The sequence below is a fragment of the Methylophilus glucosoxydans genome, from assembly GCF_042676145.1.
GTDB lineage: Bacteria > Pseudomonadota > Gammaproteobacteria > Burkholderiales > Methylophilaceae > Methylophilus > Methylophilus glucosoxydans.
Genome location: NZ_JBHTJW010000002.1, coordinates 1,821,165 through 1,842,507, shown reverse-complemented (window position 1 = coordinate 1,842,507; position 21,343 = coordinate 1,821,165). Strand labels below are relative to the sequence as shown.

At 43.0% G+C, this 21,343-nt stretch carries 22 protein-coding genes; 3 read left to right on the top strand and 19 right to left on the bottom strand.

What is annotated here, in order from left to right; all coding sequences use genetic code 11:
• Positions 1 to 16: 16 nt before the first annotated feature.
• Genes ACFQ1T_RS11410 through flgB form a run of 7 tightly spaced genes read right to left on the bottom strand, consistent with a single transcriptional unit; the run spans position 17 to position 5,150 of the window.
• Entirely contained in the window at positions 17 to 667 is a 651-nt protein-coding gene (locus ACFQ1T_RS11410; protein WP_194746918.1) for a flagellar basal body L-ring protein FlgH, read from the bottom strand.
• A gap of 40 nt (positions 668 to 707) precedes the next feature.
• A complete protein-coding gene (gene flgG, locus ACFQ1T_RS11405; RefSeq protein WP_194746917.1) occupies positions 708 to 1,490 on the bottom strand; it encodes a flagellar basal-body rod protein FlgG in 783 nt (260 codons plus the stop codon).
• Between the two features lie 53 nt (positions 1,491 to 1,543).
• On the bottom strand, positions 1,544 to 2,287 hold the full coding sequence (gene flgF, locus ACFQ1T_RS11400; RefSeq protein ID WP_194746916.1) for a flagellar basal-body rod protein FlgF: 744 nt from the start codon (positions 2,285 to 2,287) through the stop codon (positions 1,544 to 1,546).
• A 44-nt stretch (positions 2,288 to 2,331) separates the two neighbouring features.
• Positions 2,332 to 3,570 carry a flagellar hook protein FlgE gene (gene flgE, locus ACFQ1T_RS11395; protein WP_313988842.1) on the bottom strand — a complete coding sequence of 413 codons (1,239 nt, stop codon included), beginning with the start codon at positions 3,568 to 3,570 and terminating at the stop codon, positions 2,332 to 2,334.
• A 38-nt stretch (positions 3,571 to 3,608) separates the two neighbouring features.
• A complete protein-coding gene (locus ACFQ1T_RS11390; protein WP_379076722.1) occupies positions 3,609 to 4,280 on the bottom strand; it encodes a flagellar hook assembly protein FlgD in 672 nt (223 codons plus the stop codon).
• A 20-nt stretch (positions 4,281 to 4,300) separates the two neighbouring features.
• On the bottom strand, positions 4,301 to 4,708 hold the full coding sequence (flgC, locus tag ACFQ1T_RS11385) for a flagellar basal body rod protein FlgC (RefSeq protein ID WP_194746913.1): 408 nt from the start codon (positions 4,706 to 4,708) through the stop codon (positions 4,301 to 4,303).
• A 19-nt stretch (positions 4,709 to 4,727) separates the two neighbouring features.
• Positions 4,728 to 5,150 (bottom strand): flagellar basal body rod protein FlgB, encoded by a 423-nt coding sequence (gene flgB, locus ACFQ1T_RS11380; RefSeq protein ID WP_313988846.1) that lies wholly within the window; start codon positions 5,148 to 5,150, stop codon positions 4,728 to 4,730.
• Between the two features lie 276 nt (positions 5,151 to 5,426).
• Between flgB and flgA the strand changes: the two genes are divergently transcribed.
• The 3 genes from flgA (at position 5,427) to ACFQ1T_RS11365 (ending at position 7,164) form a co-directional block, all read left to right on the top strand.
• Positions 5,427 to 6,194 (top strand): flagellar basal body P-ring formation chaperone FlgA, encoded by a 768-nt coding sequence (flgA, locus tag ACFQ1T_RS11375; protein WP_379076718.1) that lies wholly within the window; start codon positions 5,427 to 5,429, stop codon positions 6,192 to 6,194.
• A 161-nt stretch (positions 6,195 to 6,355) separates the two neighbouring features.
• On the top strand, positions 6,356 to 6,676 hold the full coding sequence (gene flgM / locus ACFQ1T_RS11370) for a flagellar biosynthesis anti-sigma factor FlgM (RefSeq protein WP_275354946.1): 321 nt from the start codon (positions 6,356 to 6,358) through the stop codon (positions 6,674 to 6,676).
• A 5-nt stretch (positions 6,677 to 6,681) separates the two neighbouring features.
• Positions 6,682 to 7,164 carry a flagella synthesis protein FlgN gene (locus tag ACFQ1T_RS11365; protein ID WP_194746909.1) on the top strand — a complete coding sequence of 161 codons (483 nt, stop codon included), beginning with the start codon at positions 6,682 to 6,684 and terminating at the stop codon, positions 7,162 to 7,164.
• 72 nt (positions 7,165 to 7,236) lie between these two features.
• Here ACFQ1T_RS11365 and ACFQ1T_RS11360 read toward each other — a convergent pair whose 3' ends face one another.
• The 12 genes from ACFQ1T_RS11360 to ACFQ1T_RS11305 form a co-directional block, all read right to left on the bottom strand.
• Positions 7,237 to 9,144 carry an ATP-binding cassette domain-containing protein gene (locus ACFQ1T_RS11360; RefSeq protein WP_379076713.1) on the bottom strand — a complete coding sequence of 636 codons (1,908 nt, stop codon included), beginning with the start codon at positions 9,142 to 9,144 and terminating at the stop codon, positions 7,237 to 7,239.
• Between the two features lies 1 nt (position 9,145).
• Entirely contained in the window at positions 9,146 to 11,062 is a 1,917-nt protein-coding gene (locus tag ACFQ1T_RS11355; RefSeq protein ID WP_379076710.1) for a polysaccharide biosynthesis protein, read from the bottom strand.
• A 17-nt stretch (positions 11,063 to 11,079) separates the two neighbouring features.
• On the bottom strand, positions 11,080 to 11,652 hold the full coding sequence (locus ACFQ1T_RS11350; protein ID WP_449288984.1) for a sugar transferase: 573 nt from the start codon (positions 11,650 to 11,652) through the stop codon (positions 11,080 to 11,082).
• A gap of 176 nt (positions 11,653 to 11,828) precedes the next feature.
• Positions 11,829 to 12,956 (bottom strand): glycosyltransferase, encoded by a 1,128-nt coding sequence (locus tag ACFQ1T_RS11345; protein WP_379076707.1) that lies wholly within the window; start codon positions 12,954 to 12,956, stop codon positions 11,829 to 11,831.
• Positions 12,953 to 13,759, bottom strand: a complete 807-nt coding sequence (locus ACFQ1T_RS11340) for a glycosyltransferase family 2 protein (protein ID WP_379076704.1) — start codon at positions 13,757 to 13,759, stop codon at positions 12,953 to 12,955. Before ACFQ1T_RS11340 ends, ACFQ1T_RS11345 begins: the two co-directional genes overlap by 4 nt.
• Before the next feature lie 110 nt (positions 13,760 to 13,869).
• The gene (locus ACFQ1T_RS11335) at positions 13,870 to 14,736 is read right to left on the bottom strand and encodes an alpha-1,2-fucosyltransferase (protein WP_379076701.1); all 867 of its coding nucleotides are present in this window, start codon (positions 14,734 to 14,736) and stop codon (positions 13,870 to 13,872) included.
• A 43-nt stretch (positions 14,737 to 14,779) separates the two neighbouring features.
• Positions 14,780 to 16,060: a glycosyltransferase family 4 protein gene (locus tag ACFQ1T_RS11330; RefSeq protein WP_379076698.1), complete on the bottom strand. Its 1,281-nt coding sequence runs from the start codon at positions 16,058 to 16,060 to the stop codon at positions 14,780 to 14,782.
• 3 nt (positions 16,061 to 16,063) lie between these two features.
• Entirely contained in the window at positions 16,064 to 16,990 is a 927-nt protein-coding gene (locus tag ACFQ1T_RS11325) for an NAD-dependent epimerase/dehydratase family protein (protein ID WP_379076695.1), read from the bottom strand.
• A gap of 4 nt (positions 16,991 to 16,994) precedes the next feature.
• On the bottom strand, positions 16,995 to 17,990 hold the full coding sequence (locus tag ACFQ1T_RS11320; protein ID WP_379076692.1) for a glycosyltransferase family A protein: 996 nt from the start codon (positions 17,988 to 17,990) through the stop codon (positions 16,995 to 16,997).
• On the bottom strand, positions 17,987 to 18,763 hold the full coding sequence (locus ACFQ1T_RS11315) for a DUF268 domain-containing protein (protein ID WP_379076689.1): 777 nt from the start codon (positions 18,761 to 18,763) through the stop codon (positions 17,987 to 17,989). Before ACFQ1T_RS11315 ends, ACFQ1T_RS11320 begins: the two co-directional genes overlap by 4 nt.
• A gap of 104 nt (positions 18,764 to 18,867) precedes the next feature.
• The gene (locus ACFQ1T_RS11310; RefSeq protein ID WP_379076686.1) at positions 18,868 to 20,472 is read right to left on the bottom strand and encodes an FkbM family methyltransferase; all 1,605 of its coding nucleotides are present in this window, start codon (positions 20,470 to 20,472) and stop codon (positions 18,868 to 18,870) included.
• Positions 20,473 to 20,526: 54 nt separating this feature from the next.
• The gene (locus ACFQ1T_RS11305; RefSeq protein WP_379076683.1) at positions 20,527 to 21,342 is read right to left on the bottom strand and encodes a TylF/MycF family methyltransferase; all 816 of its coding nucleotides are present in this window, start codon (positions 21,340 to 21,342) and stop codon (positions 20,527 to 20,529) included.
• Position 21,343 lies beyond the last annotated feature (1 nt).

Genomic DNA, 21,343 nt, shown 5'->3' with positions numbered 1-21,343 from the left:
TCATCATGTGTGCCCCTTACAACGGAATCATGCTAAGAAAGAAGCGGGAAAACATCGATAGCACTTCTGCCGCATCCATTTTGCTATTGGTGCGGTATTCGATACGCGCATCGGCCACCTTGGTAGAGACCACCTGATTACCAATGGTAATCATGTCCGGGTTGACCACGCCAGAGAAGCGTACATACTCTGTGCCTTTGTCAAAGCCGATCTGTTTTTCGCCGCTGATCACGAGATAGCCATTGGGTAGCACATCGACCACGGTTGCCGTGACAGAGCCGCTAAAAGTGTTGCTGGCATCCGCAGTCGCCTTGTCTTTGAAGGAGAGGGCAGAGCTGGCATTGAATGAGGCTTTGGGCACGTTGTGACCAAATAAGCCGGTGACGCCAGCCGTAGTTGCACCGTCTTTGGTTTGTTCATTGTCAGTGGCTTTGTTGGCGGTGGTGTTCTCTGTAATCAGCACGGTGACCATGTCGCCGACATAGCGTGGACGACGATCCTCAAACAGTGGACGGTAGGCGCCGCTGTTAAAAATAGCCCCTTCGCTGCGCGTATCCGGGCGGGCCGCCGCAACGCGAGGTGTTTCAGGCTTTTGAACAATCGTAGACGGCGTGATGGAACAGCCATTCAGTAATTGGGAGAATGCCAGACAAAGTAATAAGCTCATGATCGTTCTATTCATCATTTGAATGCCCCTCAACCAGGGATTAAAGCTGCGCTAGTTTTTGCAGCATCTGATCCGAGGTCGTGATTGCTTTGCTATTAATTTCATAAGCGCGCTGCGTCTGAATCATGCTAACCAGTTCTTCCACCACATTGACGTTGGACGTTTCAACATAGCCAGAATTCAACAGCCCCGCGCCGTTTGTACCTGGTGTGTTCACACCAGGGTTACCAGAGGCCGTGGTTTCGACATACAGATTTTCGCCTTTGCCCTGCAAGCCGGCCGGGTTAATAAATGTTGCCAGCTGGATCTGTCCAATCTGTGTAGTGGCGGTAGAACCTGGAGTGGTGATCGAGACCACGCCATCACGGCCTATGGTCAGGCTTTGCGCATTGGCCGGAATACTGATTGCCGGTTGTACAGGATAGCCGCTAGCGGTGACCAGCTGGCCCTGGCTGTCAACCTGGAAAGAGCCGTCACGGGTATAAGCGGTGGTGCCATCTGGCAGCAAAATCTGGAAGAAGCCTTGACCCTGGATCGCGACATCCTTGTCGTTACCTGTTTGCTGCAGGTTGCCTTGGGTGAAAATACGCTCGGTCGCGACCGGTTTGACCCCGGTACCCAACTGCAAGCCGCTGGGTGACTGACTTTGCTGAGAAGTCTGGGCACCGACCTGGCGCAGGTTTTGGTATAACAGGTCTTCAAATACGGCACGCGATTTTTTAAAGCCACTGGTACTGACGTTGGCCAGGTTGTTTGAAATCACGTCCATCTGCATTTGCTGTGCATCCAGACCGGTTTTGGAAATCCATAATGAGCGTATCATCGTTCACTCCTTGGGCATTGAGCCATGTTCATAGTGTCATCTTAGTCCTGGCCTTAGCCATTCAAACCAAAGAGTTGATCAGCTTTTCCGGCGTTGTTTTGGGCGTTATCAAGCATTTTCATTTGCATCTCAAACTGGCGCGCCAGGCTGATCATGTTGACCATGGTATCGACGACATTCACGTTACTACTTTCCAATGCACCACCGACCACCGTGACATTGGCATCTGCCGGTGCCGGTTGTCCATTCGAAGTCACAAACAAGCCATCTGCAGCCCGTTTCAGACTGGATTCTGGCGGGTTTGCCAGTTTGATACGTCCGATAATATTGGTTGCACCGGGCGCCGTCAGGTTGTTCACGCTGGAGACCGTGCCGTCCTTGGCAATCGTCACCGAGACATCCGGTGGAATGCTGATCGGACCACCATCGCCCATCACATTCAAGCCGGATTCGGTTTGCAACTGCCCATTCTGGTTAATCTTGAGTGAACCGTTACGCGTATAGCCCTCAGAGCCATCGGCGCGCTGGACGGCAATCCAGCCTTCGCCTTGCACAGCAATGTCCAGGTCGCGTCCGGTTTGCTGAATGCTGCCTGCGGCATAATTGGTACCCATGGTGGCGTCAACCACAAAGGCGCGGGTCGGCAGGCCATCTCCTAAAATCGGCACCGCCCGGAAGCTGTCTATCTGCGCTTTGAAGCCTGTTGTCGTTGCGTTGGCCAGGTTGTGTGCAGTGGTAGCCTGTTGCTCCAGGATATGTTTGGCGCCGGTCATGGCGGTATAAATCAGACGGTCCATTGCGACTCCTTCAATCAGTCAACATTCAGCGTTTAACGACTCAATTAGCGCATGTTCACCAGTGTTTGCAGCACCTGGTCTTGCGTTTTAATGGTTTGTGAGTTGGCCTGGTAAACACGCTGCGCCATAATCATGTTCACCAGTTCTGCAGTCAGGTCGACGTTGGAGTCTTCCACTGCCGAAGATTGCAATACCCCCAGCGTGCTGCTGCCTGGTGCGCCAATCAAGGCTTCGCCTGAATCGAACGAGGATTGCCACTGATTGCCGCCCAGCGAGCGCAAGCCGTTAGGGTTGACAAAGTTGGCCAAAACCACACGGCCCAGCGCCTGTGATTGACCATTACTGTAACGTCCCACAATAATGCCGTCGCTACCGATGCTGAAGTTGGCAATCCGGCCAGAGGTATAGCCGTCCTGGGCTAACTTGTTCACACTGAAGCCAGAGCCATATTGCGTACTGGCGGTGTAATCCAGTTTGAGGTTGACGGCAGCTGCACCGCTTGAAGGTGTAAAGCTGACATTCAGGGCTGTAGAGTTGGTGGTGTCATACGCGCCAGAGGTCGTGAATTGAATCGTGCCCGTTGCTGTATATGGATCTGAAGCATTCGCTTTCGGTGGGACCACACTGCCGTCAGCAGTGGTATATGTTTGCCAAGTATTTGCAGCGGTTTTGACAAAGTAATTCTGCACCGTATGGCTATTGCCCAAGGCATCATACACGGTAATCGAAGTCGAGTTGGTGTAGGTAGTGGCATCAGAAGGGTTAAATGGTTTAACCGATTGATCGATGACTGGGCTATCCGAGTTCAGATTGAGCTTGCCGGTGACCTGGGTGGATGTTTTTGGGGGCAGGTCGCTGGTGTTAATTTGAATATCTACTGGCGAGGACCCTTCCAGGTTATCAGCACTGTTGCCTCTCAGGCGTTTGCCTTCACTATTCACAATATAACCATCTTTATCCATCTCAAACTGGCCGTTACGCGTGTAGGTGACGACACCGTTCTGGCTCATAATGAAAAAGCCATTGCCATTGATGGCCACATCCAGTGTATTGTTGGTATTGGTGATGTTGCCTTGAGTGAACTCTTGCGAGACCTTGGCCAGCTTGGTACCAATCCCGATTTGTGTGGCGCCCCCGCCGTTCAATGAGGCGGCATATACATCAGAAAATTTGGAGGTTGATTGCTTAAAACCCACAGTGTTGGCGTTGGCGACGTTGTTGCCAATCACAGACAATTGTTGAGAGGTGGCATTTAAACCGCTAAGACCTTGTTGAAAACTCATGCTATTTCTCCTTGCGTAAGATTACATTCTGTGGGGCTTTAGAATACTTCCAGGACATCGGCCAGTGCCACGTCCTTGCCTGTACTCAAATTCAGTCTGGACGAGCCGTTCATTTGTGAAACACTTTGCACCTGGGCCAGGCTTAATGCGGTGCTGGTTGTTTTTGCGTCCCCTAGTGTTGCGGTCGTTTCAAAGGTATAAGTGCCAGTCGGTGCCGGTTGCCCGCTCGCGTCTTTTCCATCCCAACCCAAGGCATTGATGCCGGTGGCCTGCTTGCCTAGCGTCAGTGTTTGAATGACGGTGCCTGCGCCATTTTTGATGGTGACGGTCAGGTTGTCGGCTCCGTTCGGGATGTTGACACCGAACAGTGCGCCTTTTTCGCCCAGCTCCATGGTATTGCCGGCAGACAATATATTGCGGCCTATCATGCTGGTCGCCTGGTAGGACTGGCCCATCTGCACGTTGTTGATGAGGCTGGTCATGGAGTCATTCAGTTTGTTGATCCCGGTTACCGTGTTCAGTTGCGCCATCTGGCTAGTCACCTGGGCATTGTCCATCGGGTTGAGCGGATCCTGGTTTTTCATTTGCGTCACCAGAAGCTTCATGAACCTATCTTGGGCATCATCGGTACTGGTTGTATTTGATGAGCGATTGTTCACTGTATTGAGCAAGTCTTGAGGGACCTGATTGTTAGTATTCACCGTGGTCATATGAGATTCCTTTCTGCAGGTTATTGACCAATATTGAGTGTTTTAAGCAACATGGTCTTGGCCGCATTCATGGTTTCCACGTTGTTTTGATAAGCTCGGGAGGCAGAGATCATGTTCACCATCTCTTCAGTAACGTTGACGTTAGGCATGGTGATATAGCCTTCACTGTTGGCCATCGGGTGTTTGGGGTCGTAGACCACTTTGCCGGGGCGGTTATCTTCAATCACGCCGTCAACCGCAACTGTGCTGGCGTTTTGATTCGCCGCATCTTGCACGGCCTTGAACACGACCTGTTTGGCCTGATAGGGTTTGCCGTCAGAGCTGACCACGCTGTCCGCGTTGGCCAGGTTACTGGCTACGGTATTCAGACGCATGGATTGTGCGCTCATCGCAGAGCCGGAAATCTTGAATACATTAAACAAAGACATGTCAGTACTCCTTACTCAATTACTGGCCATTGATTGCGGTCAGCATTTTTTTGATCTGGCCGGTGATCATGGTTAAGCTTGCTTCATAACGGATGCCGTTATCGACATAGGCATTACGTTCTGCATCCATGTCTACCGTATTGCCGTCTACAGAGGCTTGCGTCACCGTGCGGAACAATGGATCACCCGGGCCTGCGTAACCCTGATTCGGCTGACCTTGCATGTGGCCCGAGTCGGTTTTTTGCAAACCACCTGTTGCTGTACCCGTGCTACTGGCTGGATGCATGGCGGCCTGCATGGCGGCTTTAAAGTCGATATCGCGTGCCTTGTATTGCGGTGTATCCGCATTGGCGATATTGGATGCCAACAGCTCTTGACGTTCATTGCGGACACGCAATGCCGTCTGATGAAAATTCAGTGCGGCGTCTAATTTGTTGATCATCATTGATTCCTTTCACTTGCCTGAATCTCTGGCTTTAATCTTTGGTTAGCGATTGTTGTAGCCTCGTCGCCAAAACACCTTTATTCAAAAATATCCTAAAGGTTTGCCAGACACGGCCGTTAATCCTGATAACTCGTTACCTCTTATTGCTCGAGTCACTTTTACTAGCTATGCCTAGTGTACGCCGCACGTTTATGAACAATTTCTGAATTAAATGCGGTAAATCCCCTTTATTTGAGCATTTAGCGCCAGCGGTTGTGCGTAGAATGAATGCTCATGAAACCTCGTCTGCTTACAATTTTTTGTGCGATGCTGATTGCCCTGACCGGGTTCTTCAGTCATGTCTTGCACGCAGCTGACCGTACGGCGACAACCGCTACGCTGGCCAATCAGCGTGTCGCTGAGCCGGCGGTCGCAGACATGCACAGCCGCGTATATCAAACCGCTGTGCAATATGTGCAGAGCCAGACGCAAGGTTATCCAGGCAAAGTCAATGTCGACATTCAGCCACTGGACAGCCGTGTTCGTATTGCTGCCTGCGACATGATGGAAGGATTTACCGTACCAGGCTCACGGTTGTGGGGTAAAACACATATAGGTGTCCGTTGCCTGCAAGCCGAGACCAAGTTGTGGACGCTGTATGTGCAGGCAGACGTGCAAGTGTGGGCTGAATATGCAGTGACGGCAGTGCCAGTCAGTCAGGGTGCACTACTCAGCCCGAACGATGTGGTGTTGCAATCAGGGGATTTAAGCAAGTTACCGGCTGGCATTATCACGGACTTGTCCATGCTTGAAGGCAAACAAGCCGCCTTGAATATGCCGCTGGGCACGGTGTTGCGCCCAGAGTTGCTTAAGTCCAGACCTGTGATCATGCAGGGTCAGACTGTACAGTTAAATAGCCGTGGCGAAGGATTTGTGGTCAGTGCAGATGGGACTGCACTGCAAACAGCCAATGCAGGGCAGGTGGTGGATGTCAAAGTCAGTAGCGGCCAGGTGATTAAAGGGGTTGCACTGTCGAGTGGAAAAGTCGATGTAAGATATTAGGCAGACTCACCACGACAACCATGAAAAAATACTTCTCAATCAGAATCTTGAGATAAAAACTATATTAACAACTAAAGTTCGCTTAAACTATGCCGATAGAACTGTTAATCAATGAGGGTTTAGTCACCCGACAAACTCAGACATCAAGGCAGAGGGATAGCATGAATATTTCAGATTCGATCAAGAAACTTGGGATTGGTGTAGATAAACCAGTATTAGATAAAGGTACCAGCAGCAAAAGTACCGAAAAAACAAGCACATCGGCAACGCCAGCCAGCAAAGACAATGTGACATTGTCCGCGGCATCGGTGCAGATGCAGTCCATTGAAGCGGGGATTGCCTCGTCAGAGGTGTTTGATACGCACAAAGTGGACGAAATTAAAAGTGCTATTGCGCGTGGAGACTTTACTGTCGACACGGGTAAAGTGGCTGACGGCTTATTGCAAACCGTTAAGGACTTGATACATTCGAAAAAAGGATGATGTTTATGACAACTGCAAATCGCAACGCTATCCCTGAGATCAGTTTTGAAGCGGATGCCAATCTGGTTGAAGCGCTCATTGAAGATTTGCAGAATGAACAAAAAGCCTTGGTCAAAGCTGACCTGGACACCATAGAACGGATTATTGATCAGCGTGTAGAGTTACTACAGGCGCTGGGTGAAGCCGCAAAACAGCGTTACGCTGCCTTGTCGGCCGCCGGCTTCGAAGCCAATGAAAAAGGCATGGCTAAATGGCTGGAGTTAGGACATGGCAAAGTGATGGATACTGCATGGATGGAGTTCCAGAAAAAACTGGCGCAGGCAAAAGAGCTTAACCGCATCAACGGCATCCTGATCAACAAGCATTTTCAACGCAACCAGGAAAAGCTGGATGCGATTCAAGGCAAAGCAACCAATGCCACGCAGTTCTATGGCAAAAATGGCCAAACTCACGGTGCCCATAGCTCTCGCACCAGCTTTGCGGTATAACTCGCATTAAAATCAAACGATCACAACCGTAAATGGCAATTCATCATTGCCACTTTCAAGCTTGAGCGTTGCTTACTGGCTTTCCAGCCATTCCCAGCGCTCCAGTTTCTGCAAGATTAACGCTTCAATTTCATCCAGTCTCTCTTGTCGTTGCTTGACCTGCTCAGGCGCTTGCTTGTAAATGTCGCCTTGTGCAAACTGTGCCTGGATATCAGCTTGCTCTTGCTCTAATTGTTCAATTTCTGCAGGCAGCGCTTCAAGCTCACGCTGTTCCTTAAAGCTCAACTTTTTTCGGGTTGAGGTGTTGGATGAGGCGTTCGTGCTGACGGGGGACGAGGCTGCAGGCACCGGTTTTTCGACTGGTTTATTTGCAGCTTCGCGCTGCTGGCTAAAGCGCAGCCAGTCATCATAACCACCGCTAAATTCGGTGAGTTTGCCCTGGCCTTCAAAAGCAATGACTTGTGTCACCGTATTTTCCAGGAATGCCCGGTCATGACTCACCAGAAACAGGGTGCCCGCATAATCTTGCAGCAGGTTTTCCAGCAGTTCCAGCGTATCGATATCCAGATCGTTGGTGGGTTCGTCTAGCACCAATACATTGGCCGGACGCGCAAATAATCGGGCTAGTAACAGACGATTGCGTTCACCGCCAGACAGAGATTTGACCGGGGAGCGTGCACGTTGCGGTGCAAACAGAAAATCCTCAAGATAACCAATCACATGGGTGCGTGTTTCACCGATTTGCACATACTCCGATCCCGGACTGATCGTGTCCATCAGCGTTGCTTCCGGGTTGAGCTGTTCGCGCATCTGGTCAAAGTAGGCCACCTGGATATTCGTCCCCAGTTGTACCTTGCCCGCGCTAGGCGCTAACTCGCCCAAGAGCAGCTTGAGCAGCGTGGATTTACCAACCCCGTTGGGCCCGAGCAGTCCGATGCGGTCCCCCCGCATAATGCGCGTACTAAAGCGATTAATCAGCATTTTGTCACCAAACGCCATGCGCACTTCTTGCAGTTCTGCAATCAGCTTGCCTGAGCGCTCGCCCGCATCGAGTTGCAAGTGCACCTGACCTTGACGATCACGGCGTGCAGCGCGGTCAAGCCGCAGTTGCTCCAGTCTTCTGACGCGGCCTTCATTGCGCGTACGCCTGGCTTCAACCCCTTTGCGGATCCAGACTTCTTCCTGCGCTAGAAACTTGTCAAATTTGGCCTGGTGTTGTGCTTCTACGGTCAGCAATTCAGCCTTTTTCAGTTGGTACTGGCTATAGTTGCCTGTAAATTCGGTTAAATGACCGCGGTCAAGTTCGACAATACGGGTAGACAGGCGGTCCAGAAAGCGACGATCATGCGTAATCAGCATCACGCTGCCTTGAAAGCCCAAGAGCAGCTCCTCCAGCCAGACGATTGCTTCCAGATCCAGGTGGTTCGTCGGTTCATCGAGCAACAAGACATCGGGGGCTTGCACTAATGCCTGTGCCAGGGCCACGCGTTTGCGCCAGCCACCTGACAAGGTGGCAATTGGGGTGTCTGCCTGTAGCCCAAGTTTGGACAACACAGACGCAATGCGGGATTGTAGCGCCCAGCCGTTTTCAGCTTCCAGGCTGTGCTGTAATACTTGCATGCGATCGAGCAAAGCTTCAGTCTCTTGCGTCTGCGACAACTGCAGTGACAGGTCATGATATTCTTTAAGTTGTGTGACGACATTCCCCAAGCCTTGGGCGACGGCAGTAAACACATCATGCGCTGCATCCAGCTCGGGCTCTTGCGGTACGTAGGCAATCTTGCTGCCAGGGTCGCGCCAATATTCGCCATCATCCAGTTTGATCAGCCCGGCGACCACTTTAAGCATGCTGGATTTACCGGTACCATTACGGCCAATGATGCCGACACACTCCTTGTTATCCAGCTGAAAGTTGACTTGGTCCAGTAATGGCACATGACCAAAGGCCAGGCTGGCCTGTTTGAGTGTGATTAAAGGCATATCAGTGTATCTGTTGTGAAGGCGAGGGGAGGGTCTCTAAGGGCGCCAGAGTGGCACGTAAAGAGACAGAGGGTGCGGGCCGGGTATCTGGCTGATACTCCTCGACCCAGCGCTGCAAGTCTTGCTTGATTTGAGACTCTGGCAAATGCGGTATGGTCGCCAACCACTCGAGCAACTGCGTCAGCCAAAGGCTATCTGCACTGCGCGCTTGGGCAATCCGTAGTTTTTCATGGCTCGTCGGCAAGGTGTTTTCATCATCTGCCAGCAACTCTTCATAAAGCTTTTCACCCGGACGCAGGCCGGTAAACTCAATGCGTATTTCTTGCTCTTGCAGACCGGATAGTTTAATCATGTCGCGTGCCAGATCAATGATTTTGACCGGTGTGCCCATATCCATTACAAAGACTTCACCGCCGTTGCCCATGGTCGCTGCCTGTAATACCAGTTGCGCGGCCTCAGGGATGGACATAAAGTAGCGTGTGATCTCCGGGTGGGTAATTGTGATTGGGCCGCCGTGCGCAATTTGCTCGCGGAATTTTGGAATCACGCTGCCACTGCTTCCCAGCACGTTGCCAAAACGCACCGTGATAAAACGGGTGTGATTTTGCTTGTTTTGCAAGCCCTGACAAATGAGTTCGGCCAGACGCTTGCTGGCGCCCATGACATTGGTCGGATTCACTGCTTTATCAGTGGAGACCAGCACAAAAGTGGGCACATTAGCCGCCTGGCACGCCGCTGCAATCTGGTAGGTGCCGTAGGCATTGTTCTGCAAGGCCTCTACCACGTTAAAATGCTCCATCATAGGCACATGCTTATAAGCCCCGGCATGTAACACAACCTCCGGCTGATGATTTTGCAAGATGCGTTGTATCCTGGCCTGATTTTTCACATCGGCCACCAGATAGACTAGCTCTGTATTGGTGACGGACTGATTAAATTCTTGCTGCAAGGTGTACAACGCATATTCCGAGATATCCAGACAGATTAATTGTGCCGGGTGAAAACTCAGTATTTGTCTGCACAGTTCAGAGCCAATGGAGCCCGCAGCCCCCGAGACCAGCACTACCTTGTTAGCCAACATCGTACTCAAGCCATGGGTGTCCAGCTGCACCACATCTCGTCCCAGCAAGTCCTCGACATCAATCTTGCGAATTTGCGAGAGACTGACCCGGCCACTGATCAGGTCAGACATGGCTGGCAGGGTCAAAACTTCCATCTCGGGAGATTTTCTGGCGGCTTCCACCGCCAATCTGCGTTTCTGGTGTCGGCTACTTGGCATCGCGATCATGCAATGCTGGCAGCCATAACGTGCGGCAATTGCTGGAATATCTTCCAGACCACCTTCTACCTTGGTGTGCATGATTTCGCGGCCCACCAGCCTGTTCGCTGGATCTATCATGGCCACGACACGCCATTCCGGATTTTTACTGAGCTCTTTAATCAGGTTAAAAGAAGCATCTTCAACCCCGATCACAATCACAGGTTTACCTTGCAGCGCAACCGTATTAAATAAACGCCGCTCTTTCCAGGCACGGTATAAAAAACGGCTCCCGCCCATGGCCAAAATGAGCAACATAGGATTCAGGATCAGCACCGAACGCGGGATGATGATCGTTGGGTGGACCAGCAGGGCATACGCTGCGCTAAGCAAGGCAGCAAATCCTACTGCGCGCATAATCCGTTTTAAATCGGGCAGACTGGCAAACCGCCAAAGTCCTTTATACAGGCCAAAGCTATAAAAACAGATCGCATGAATGGCAAAAATCACTGGCAATGTCTGCCAGATATGCTGTACAAAGTTGGGCGGTATCTGGAAGTTAAAGCGTAACAAGAACGCAAATACCCATGCCACGATCACAACGACCGCATCATGTTTAAAAGCAAGAAAAGACAAAACGCGTGCTGGTAGCCTGAGCATAGAAATCAAATAATCAATCAATGCGTGATGTTATCACGCCGGATGACCTTGATCACTGTCATGCAGATAATCTTAATATCTAACCAGATTGATCGATGCTTTAGATAGTATTCATCCAGAGCCACTTTTTGTGGAATGGGAATTTCGTCCCGTCCATTTACTTGCGCCCAGCCAGTGATGCCTGGTTTCAGCGTATGAACGTTTTTTTCAGTGCGCAATGCGATTAAATCGTCTTGATTGAAGAGCGCAGGACGTGGCCCGACAACAGACATATCCCCTTTCAGCACGCTCCATAATTGCGGTAACTCGTCCAGGCTAGTTTTTCTGATAAAACTTCCTACCGGTGTTAAGAATGCATTTCGATCCCTTTGCTGATTCATCAAATGTGTGGCAATTTGAGGCGTTCCAACACGCATGGACCGGAATTTTGGCATTTGGAACAACATATTGTTTTTGCCAACACGCTGGCTCCAATATAATGCAGGGCCCACAGAGGTTAGTTTTACTAAAAGATAACTGAATACAAGCAATGGACTAAATAAGAGTATTGCTATAACTACATTCAGGATATCAAATGTTCTTTTAATCAAAATAATGATTTACCTTGGTTGATATTTAGGACTAATATCAGGCTTTTAGCTAAGTAATTACTTTTTCGATTTGTTCTGAGAGATTTAACGAGGTGGATTTTATTAAGAACTTGATTGCATGATATTTTAATCTTATTGTCTCTTTTAAAGAGTTATTAAATAAATCTTTCTTCTATTTAACCAATCGTCTTTTGATAAAAGTCTAGCCATGCCTGTGTTAAAAGATTGCTATCAAAAGAATCTATTGATCTTTTATAAGCACTCTCGCTCAAAGTTTTCCTCAATTCAGGATTGTTAATTAAAGAGTTTAATTTATAAGTTATATCATTAACATTTCTAGGTTCATGAAGTAATCCAGTTTTATGATTTACAATTGCTTCATTCACGCCATAAATATCAGAGCCAAGTGCAGTTACTCCACAAGCTGCAGCTTCGATGATTACAGTTGGGAATCCTTCTCTGTAGCTTGGTAGGCAGAGAATGTCAGCTGCTACCATGTATCTTTCTGGATTGAGTGTTTCAGGTACAAAGAATAAAGTATGTAGTTTGTCATTTAATATTTCTTTTATGGCAGGTGTTAAATCATGTTCATCAGGCCCAACAAACAGAAGTTTTGCATTATGGTTAGTTATACCTTTAAATGCATGAACTAAATCTAATATACCTTTATCTTTATTTAGCCTTCCTAAAAACAAAAGAACTACATCATCTTCAGATATTCCTAAATTTTGTCTAGTAGACAAAAAAAGCTTTGAACAAGGCCTGAATTTCTCTAAATTGACTCCTGAAATAGAGCCTTCGTGAAAAACAATACCCTGATTTTTTTTGAGTATTTTGTTTTCTACTAAAAAGGAATTCTCAGAATGTGAAACAACTATTACATTCGTACTGATAGTGGCTATAACCTTATCAAGAAATACGAGTAGTTTTCTCATTAATCCACGTTTCGTAACCCAAACTTCCCCCTGAAAGGTGTGAATACGTATTTTGATTCTAGCTAGCCAAGCGGCTAACATCGTCAGGAGTCCAGCTTTAGGTGTAATAGAATGGACTGAGTCGAAACGTACTGTAAGAAATAACCAAAACAAACTAGCTAAAACCTTTATATCTGCAATGATGTTTATTTCTCTTTCGATCCTTAACGGGATCAAATTTGCATTAAGATTTAAGTTTTTTAATAGGTTTTTATCCTGAGTATTAAGAACAACATATACATCGTAGTGTTGGGATAGTAGTTTTATATGCTCTTTAAGAAAAGCTTTTAAAGCATACTCAGCTGTTAATACAATACAAATTCTTTTCATTTAACTGACTGTAAAACCAGAGCTCTGATTGTTTTTATACATCTGACTGTGAAGCTTGCTAAAACTAAGGGCAAGAGATATTGTTCTGTTTTGATGAAGTAAGTTGTTTGAAATTTCAGTATGCTGTAGTAGGTGAGTAATTGGCGTTTAAAATCTATGTTTGTCTTTACTCTATAGAGCAACAGAAACTCATCTAAACAAGCATATTTACTAGTTTTACTGGCTCTGAGTAAAAGCTCTTGATCTTCGCTTAAGTAGGAGGCTGGCAGTTTATATTTAAATCTTCTAAACCACTCAGTTTTTCCAAGCCAAGTAGGGTGAGGCATATATATACTACGCCAAATATAGCGAGTGAGTTTACGGTGCGTTTGATCAAAAGGAAGCTCACCAACTATGTCGTTCTCTTCATTAATTTTATAAGCTCGGGTAGATAGTAAATCAATACCAGGGTTATCCTTAAGAAATTTAATCTGTTTTTCTAATCGACACTCGACAGCTATATCATCGCCATCCATTCTAGCAAAATAATCACCTCTGGCAATATCAATCGCTTGGTTCAATCGTTTTGCAAGCCCCTCATTTTTTCCATCCTGCAAGATAATAATTCTATCGTCTTTTATTTCTCTAATGACCTCTACAGAGTTATCGGTAGAGCCATCGTCAATCAGAATTAATTCCCAGTCCTTAAATGTTTGATTGATTATGGATTTTACAGCGTCATTCAAATATTTTCCCGCATTAAATACCGGCATTGCAATGCTAATAGTAGGCGTGTCTTTATGATGTAAAGTTTCAACGGTCATTCTTTGAGATTGAGAACATAATTATGAAATACAATTAACAATTAAATCAATTTATCATTTCTACTGAGTTTTTTAGACAAGCCAATAATTAAAACAGTACTTGATCAAAGCTAAATTAAATACCATGAGGGAGGACAAAGATCACTAATGTCTCTAGAGTTGTCAGCAAACCAATTCAAGGGCGCGATAACGACTTTTTCAGGATTTGAACCTAGCCATGCACCCCACCAACTAAAAGAGCTATTTGCAATTACATGATGTTTACATGCTGCCATCAATATCATATCTTCATATGAGTTTTTGCCAGAATTATGATCAACGAATATCACATTATTTAAGTAATTAAGATTCTCTTTAGCCCAACCGATATCATCAGAAAAAACAAAATAAAAAGGTTCAGATACTAAACTAGTAATATGTGCTATTGCCTTCTTGTAGTATTCAAGCCCTAAAAATCCATGTACTTTATTTGTATTAGGATTGCTAATATAATCACCACGTCGTATGTGTATCGATACAGCGTTTAATTTTTCAATCTGACTCTTAATTTGAGAGCTCATCTCAGACAGTTCATTAACTGGGGTCAACTCTCTAATTAAAGTTCCCCTAATTGAATCGAAATACTTATGCGACTGCCAATAACCATCTATATATACAGGCGATTTGAGCTTAAAAAAAATTCTGTTTAAAGCAAAGCTACTTTCCAAGTAATGCTTACCGTTCGGCAATCTTAATTTTTTAATTATGTATTTAACTAATCTCGTTCTTGGCTTTGTTAAAACTTTAATTTCTTCTTGAGTAGCAATGTCTGCTTTGATTTTGAAGTGATTTAATTCATAGCCATTATGCAAATTGTAATTTTGATAGCCACTCAAATCTAGTTTCAATTCTGATAAGTTATTTTCTGCAAGTGCTCTTCCAGCAGCGTACTGAAATAGTTGATTACCGAGTCCGCCTATTAATCTAACCACTACCATAAAGTTTTTTATCTAAGAATATCTATAATCACTATAATTTAAATTATTTTCTATTACAAACGGACATAAGAATTGCTTCGTATTTTTTTGTAATTACATCCCAAGTAAACTTTTCTTGCCATTTTATTTTCCCTTGACGTCCTTTTTGATCAAGAGCTGATTTATCGTTCATTAAGTTGCGCATGGAGGTTGCTAAGTGCTGAATCTCAACATTAGTAAAGTTGCGATGATTTTTATATGATTCACATACAAAACCACCTCCAGTCCATTCAAGAATCTCTAGTGAATTTCCAACATCTACCGTTAGAAATGGTGTTCCCGCTGCAGCTGATTCGAATAAAACGAGTGGAGAGTATTCGATATTTGACGCAAATACGAACAGATCTGCATTCATAAATGCTTGAATCAACTCATTTCTAGGAAAATCCGAAATAATTACTTTTTTATTAGATTGTTTAAGATTTATTGTTTTTGCAATTTCTTCAGGGGATTTCTTTTTAAATGTAACCCCTAATTTTTTAAATAAAATATAGACTAAATGTTTAATTCCAATAAAAAGACCATTTGAATTAAAGACCAGTTTCAAATTACGCCAAATATCGTGTGTACTGGTATAAGGGATATTACCATTAAGAATCAATGTAGCATGCTCATTTGGTTGTAGATCGAGTGATTCAAAAGCTTTGACAACTTCCCAATGGCCTTTAGTCCCAGTAAAGCTACCTACTGTTAGATAGAGAAAAGAGTTTTCACTAATTTTATTTCTTTCTCTAAAGCGTAAATCTTTTAGGCAGTTAAATTCTTTTTCGCTTGCACCGTTTGGTAAAATTGAATAGTTTGTTATGCCATTTTTTTTTGCAAACTCTATATCTCTATATTTACTTGCATAAAAAATTAAATGGTCAAATTGCTTCAAAATTGCAGGCATTAACTTAAAATACGCTTCATATTCTGGATTATACAGAGCAGAAAATCCACATGGAATAAAGACCTTGGGCGTTTTAATGCGATCTATGATCTCCCAAGTAGCATCAAAAGTCCATTGTTGGGCAGCTTTTATCATTATTACATCAAATTCAGATGTAATTAGATAAGTTTGATAATCGAGCACCTCTCCAAGCATTCCAGAAACAAAATTTCCTTTTACATCAAATTCTTTAATGCTTACACCGTTTAGTTGCAGAGTGGCTCGGTTTGCTAATTTAGAGGTTGCCACAGTTACATCATGACCAAGCTCTACGAGTCTCTCAGCAACTTGACGCATCACTTCTTGTACGCCACCAACACTGGGATAATAAAATTCTGAACAAAATAAAACGCGCATAGTTTAGTTAATAAATTTTCTGGCCCAGTTTAAGGTGGCATGTAATCCGTCTTCAATTGAAAATTCTGGTCGCCATCCAGAAACATAGGTGAGTTTTGCTGGACTTAGTACACTCTCTGCAACATCAAATGGTCTCTCTGGAAGAATATTGAGTTTTAATTTAGAACTGCTCGCTAATTTTATTATATGGTTAATTATTTGACGGTTACTATAACCAATACCGGTTCCTATGTTAAAAATATCTCCAGATTTACCATTCTCTAAAGCGCAAAGAATACCCTTGGCTAGATCGTTAATATAAATATAATCTCGAATAGTTCCATTCTGACCAAATATGCTTACTGGTTCATTTTTCAAAATTTGAAAAATTGCAGTTGCAATAAAACCTTGACCTTTACCCGGCATTTGATTGATTCCGTAGGGATTTCCGGGACGTACAATGGTTACTGGTAAGCCTGCAAGACGCTGATACATCAAAGCGTATTTCTCTGAGGCTAGTTTAGTAATTCCATATGGTGATACTGGATTAGTAAGATGTGCTTCATCTATGGGTAAATACATTGCGTTACCATAAACTGTACCTCCAGAAGAAACCAATAAAAATTTCTTTAAATCATATTCAGAAGCTAGTTTTATTAAATTAACGGTTGAAGGCAAATTGCCCAAAACGTCGTGTATAGGATCATCGAAACTAGTTTTAGGTACAGTTGAATAGGCAAGATCCATAACTTCATCAGCATCAGAGAGTAGTTTTCTTGCAAAAACTTCATTAGATATATCACCTGATAAATACTTTACTGTCGTAGGTAAAGTTAATTTTGGTGTTTTGCTACGACCAACGACAATAATATGTTCTCTACCACTTTCTAATAAGTATGGAATTAAGCTGCTACCAATAAATCCACCACCACCAATTAATAGTGTACTCATTCAGCTAGCCTTTACCTAATACTTTATTTCTCAGTGATTTTAAGAGTGGTTTTAAAAAAGATGGAATGTAACTATATAAAAATCTAGATTTGATTTGCTTAAGTTGTTTATCAACAATAATATTAAACTCGGTATTATTTTCTTTAATATTTTCAGAAATTTTATCTACAGCAAGTAAGTACATTTTTATTGCTTTTCTCTTGGAAAGCGCAGATGGTGATTTCTGTTGACTTCTGAAACCATGATATAGGCAGGAAAGTTGTAGGCACTCCTGTAAAGAGTAGCTATCTTTTAACCAATAATATAAATTTTCGGAAGAAATTTTAGTTACATTTTCTAAAAAAGGGTTTACCCCTGTCCTCGACATACTAGTGTCCACTTCTCTATATTCCATTAGATATTCTGGAATATTAGATAGTTTGTAATTACGAGATATTCTTGACCATAGCTCATAGTCTTCTGGTGGTTGTCTTGATTTATCTTCACAGTATCCCCCAACCATATCCAACACACTTTTTCTAATCATTATTGATGAGTGTACAAACGGATTATCGAATAATAATTCTAACTTTATTGCTTTGTCACTTATAGCATGGGTGTGATTCCTGAGAGTGGGGTGGTTGTCTTTTATTATTTTTGACCAAGTTCCAACCATAGCTACTTCAGGATGCTGTTTCATATACTTTAATTGCTTGTCTAGTCTAGTTGGCATCATAATGTCATCTTGATCTATTCTGGCTATATAGTCAGAGTTGGACAAGGCAATTGCTCTATTTAAAGTAGTCGCTAAACTGCAATTAGTTTGAGTAAAGTATCGTATTCTTAAATCAGAGAATTGTTTTATATCTATCTCGGATGAATCTTTAGAGCCATCATTAATTATAATAAATTCGAAATCAGATAAACTTTGAGTCAAAACACTTTGAATTGAGCTCTTGAGATAAGGTAGTCCATTGTAGACTGGTAAAATTACAGTTGTTTTTATCTCACGATCTTTCATTTTTTTCTAAACCAAAAACATCCGCATCCGTACTCTTGCATTGCAACATCTTCAGCGTTGGCATGATAGTTTAATCCACCATCGTTTTCATTCTCTGGAATTAATGCAAATTCAACCAACTCAAGGTCGCTGAAGTAGCTAATTATTTGCTCATATGAGTAAACTCTATGTGCATTAAAATAGATAACTGGTTTTCCCACAGGAACCACAAATAAGAGGTTGCCATCGTATGAAAGAACGCGTTTTAATTCATTAATTGCCTTTATATCCCCATATGGGTCTATGGGATCTCCATATCTACCAAGTCCTACATGTTCGACAACATGCATACAAGAAAGTGAACTTATAGTCCCATTTTCAAATGGTAAATTAGTCAAATCTGCAGCTTTGGACACCAGATTTGACAGCTTAATATTAGCAGGACGGAAATCATAAAACTCTACGTTGATAAATGCTGATATCGTACTTGCAAAACTTAATGTGGAAGATACATCAATGTGTTTTTCTGGCGTTATTTTAACAAGGACTCGTGCTGCCCAAGCCGGATGATAGATATAGTGACGATCGAACCCTGTGTTACTCGTATTATCATCTAAACACAAAATACGATTACTCCACTTTAAGTCAAACCGCTCGTCCATACTTAGCTTATAAAAATCATGAAATTGGTTTTTAACTCGCTTTTTGGATAAGTAGCTGTTGTATGAATATCTTGCCAAATAAGACAATGGTTTGATTGAGAATAATAGTTTTTTGAGAAAATCTTTAATCATGTAAGGCATTTTTATAATTAATCTTCTCATTTAATAAGATGGATTTTTTCAAAATGATGATGAGATAATTGTTATTCGGACAGTTTGATTGGCTAATTTGGATTCTAGCCAGATCTCTTGTCCCAATCTTGTCTGTTCACGAAAATAGTATTTATGTAAGTGTCGGCATATTTAATATATCCATTGAGTTTCATAAATTCGAAAATTTCTGAGATCTTTTCTGCGGTTTTATTTTGGGAGTAAGTCAAAGTTTCAATGCAAAAGATACTCGGGCGCCATTTATTAAAGTCCCATGACTTAATAATAGATAAATCCATTCCTTCTACATCTAAAGACACAAAAGTCGGGGAGGAGAGCGGAAAGTATTTTTTCAGAAGCGCATTAATATGAATTTGCTTTACTTTTACCTCGTCAGCTAGTTTATGGTCAGAGTTGCTTTCATATAATTTAACAGTACTACTTTGAGTTGTACTTAAAGTATTTGAACTCATTTTATAAAATGTAACTTCAGGGTCATCATTTATACCAACTGCAGATATTTCACATACATCATTGGGTCGTACTTTTTTTAGCTGATTTGCTAGGAATAAGTCAGGCTCTACTAAAACCCCTCGATATCCCTTTTTATAAAAAAAATAGGTATTGTTAAGGTGAATAGGGTCATTCGCTCCTAAATCTAAATAACTGACTTCACTCAACCCCATCCATTCAATTAAGAAATTGACAATTAGGTCCTCTCCAGATTGTGAGTATGAATTTTTTTTTTCAGTCATCTCACTTTTAAGTGAGATGACTTTACCTTTTAAGGCAAGAAGGTATTTAACTAAACTCATTTTAATCCCATATATTTTTTGTTTAATGAACCCATTGAAAATGCTTATTGCAATAATTGTTTGATTTGATTTTAAGGAGAAAATTAGTGCAAGTGATAGTTCTTTCAAACTGAGCCCATAAGAAATTGGTCCAAAATGCCGTAGGATTTCTCCTCGTGGTCTTTTAACTTTATATTCAGAGAATATACTAATATTTTCTTTTAATGATCTTAATTTGTTCTTTTCACAATCTCTTGAGAGTTGCTCTATTGAGTCTGCAGTTACATTTATTAGTGGAGCTTCCAAATAATTAAAGTTGCCTTTTGCGGTATTCATTAAACGAATATAGAAGTCAATATCTGATAGCCAAGTATAACCTGCATTAAATCTGACATCTAAGATTTTAGAAAACGCGACAACGCTTGGAGGCCCAATTAAATTTGCGAATACTAATCTTTCTGGATTAAGCTTAATTTTTTCTATTTCAGAAATTTTGGCTTGATGTAAGAAAAGCTTCTTGCCGTAAATGTTTCTGGCAAAACAAGCAGTAAACACGACTAGACATTTACCAGATAAAATTGGCTCTGTGGATTTGAATAAGCTATATTCATCCTCAAACCAATCGTCATGATGCAAAATCTTTATAACACTACCTGCAGCATAATTGATGCAAGCATTCCAATTATTGATCGCTCCCAAGCGACTGGGATTTTTAATATATCGAAGTCTAGAATCTTCTAACAACTCACCAAGTGCGTTTTTTACACTTGTATCTTCTGTGTCGTCTGTAATGACGACTTCAAAGTTGCAATTTTTCTGTGAAAGTACTGAACGCACTGTTCTCAACAGAATGTCAGACTGCCGGTATGCCGGTATGCAAACAGAAATTAAAGGCATTCTTTAAGGAGTCAGTTAGAGAGAATTAATTAACTCGAAATTTATAGAACTAAATTAAGTCTTTTTCCAAAAAGCACTTACACCATCTATGTCTATAATTTCATCATTGATTTTATGCAAACCACGAAAATCATGTATTGCTTTTGCACAGTTTACTATTGAATAATCGTCTACGATTACATATCCACCAGTAGATAATTTAGGGTACAAACTTTTTAAAGCATCCATAGTAGATTCATACATGTCGCCATCTAAACGCAAAATAGCCAACTTATCTATAGGTGCTTGAGGTAAGGTATCTTTAAACCAACCCTTTAGAAACTTTACTTGATTGTCCAATAAACCATAAGCGGAAAAGTTCTCTTTAACAGCCTCAAGCGAAACTCTTAAATAGTCAATTTTGTAATGTGGGTCGTCTAAGTCAGCAGGATATTTTTCTGGGTCTGGTTTTGGTAACCCCTCGAATGAGTCAGCTGCCCAGACCAAACGGTCTGTAACACTAAGAGCCTTGAGCATGCCACGCATGAAAATCACACCTCCACCACGCCATACACCTGTTTCTATAAAGTCTCCAGGCACGTCATTTTTAATAACTTGCTCTATACAAAACTGTATATTGCTTAAACGCTTTAATCCTATCATCGTATGCGCCATTCCCGGCCAGTCCAGACCAGATTCACGTTTTTTTTCATCAAACTTCTGCGGTTTAACTAAAAATGTATTTTCAGGCAATATCCATTTTGCAAAATATGCTTTTCTAGGGGCTAAATCAACTTTAATGAACTCCTCATGACCGTGAATCCAATTTGTTAATGCTTTTTTAAGCAAATCCACATAAAGCAACCCACCTGCATCTAATTCTTTTCTCATA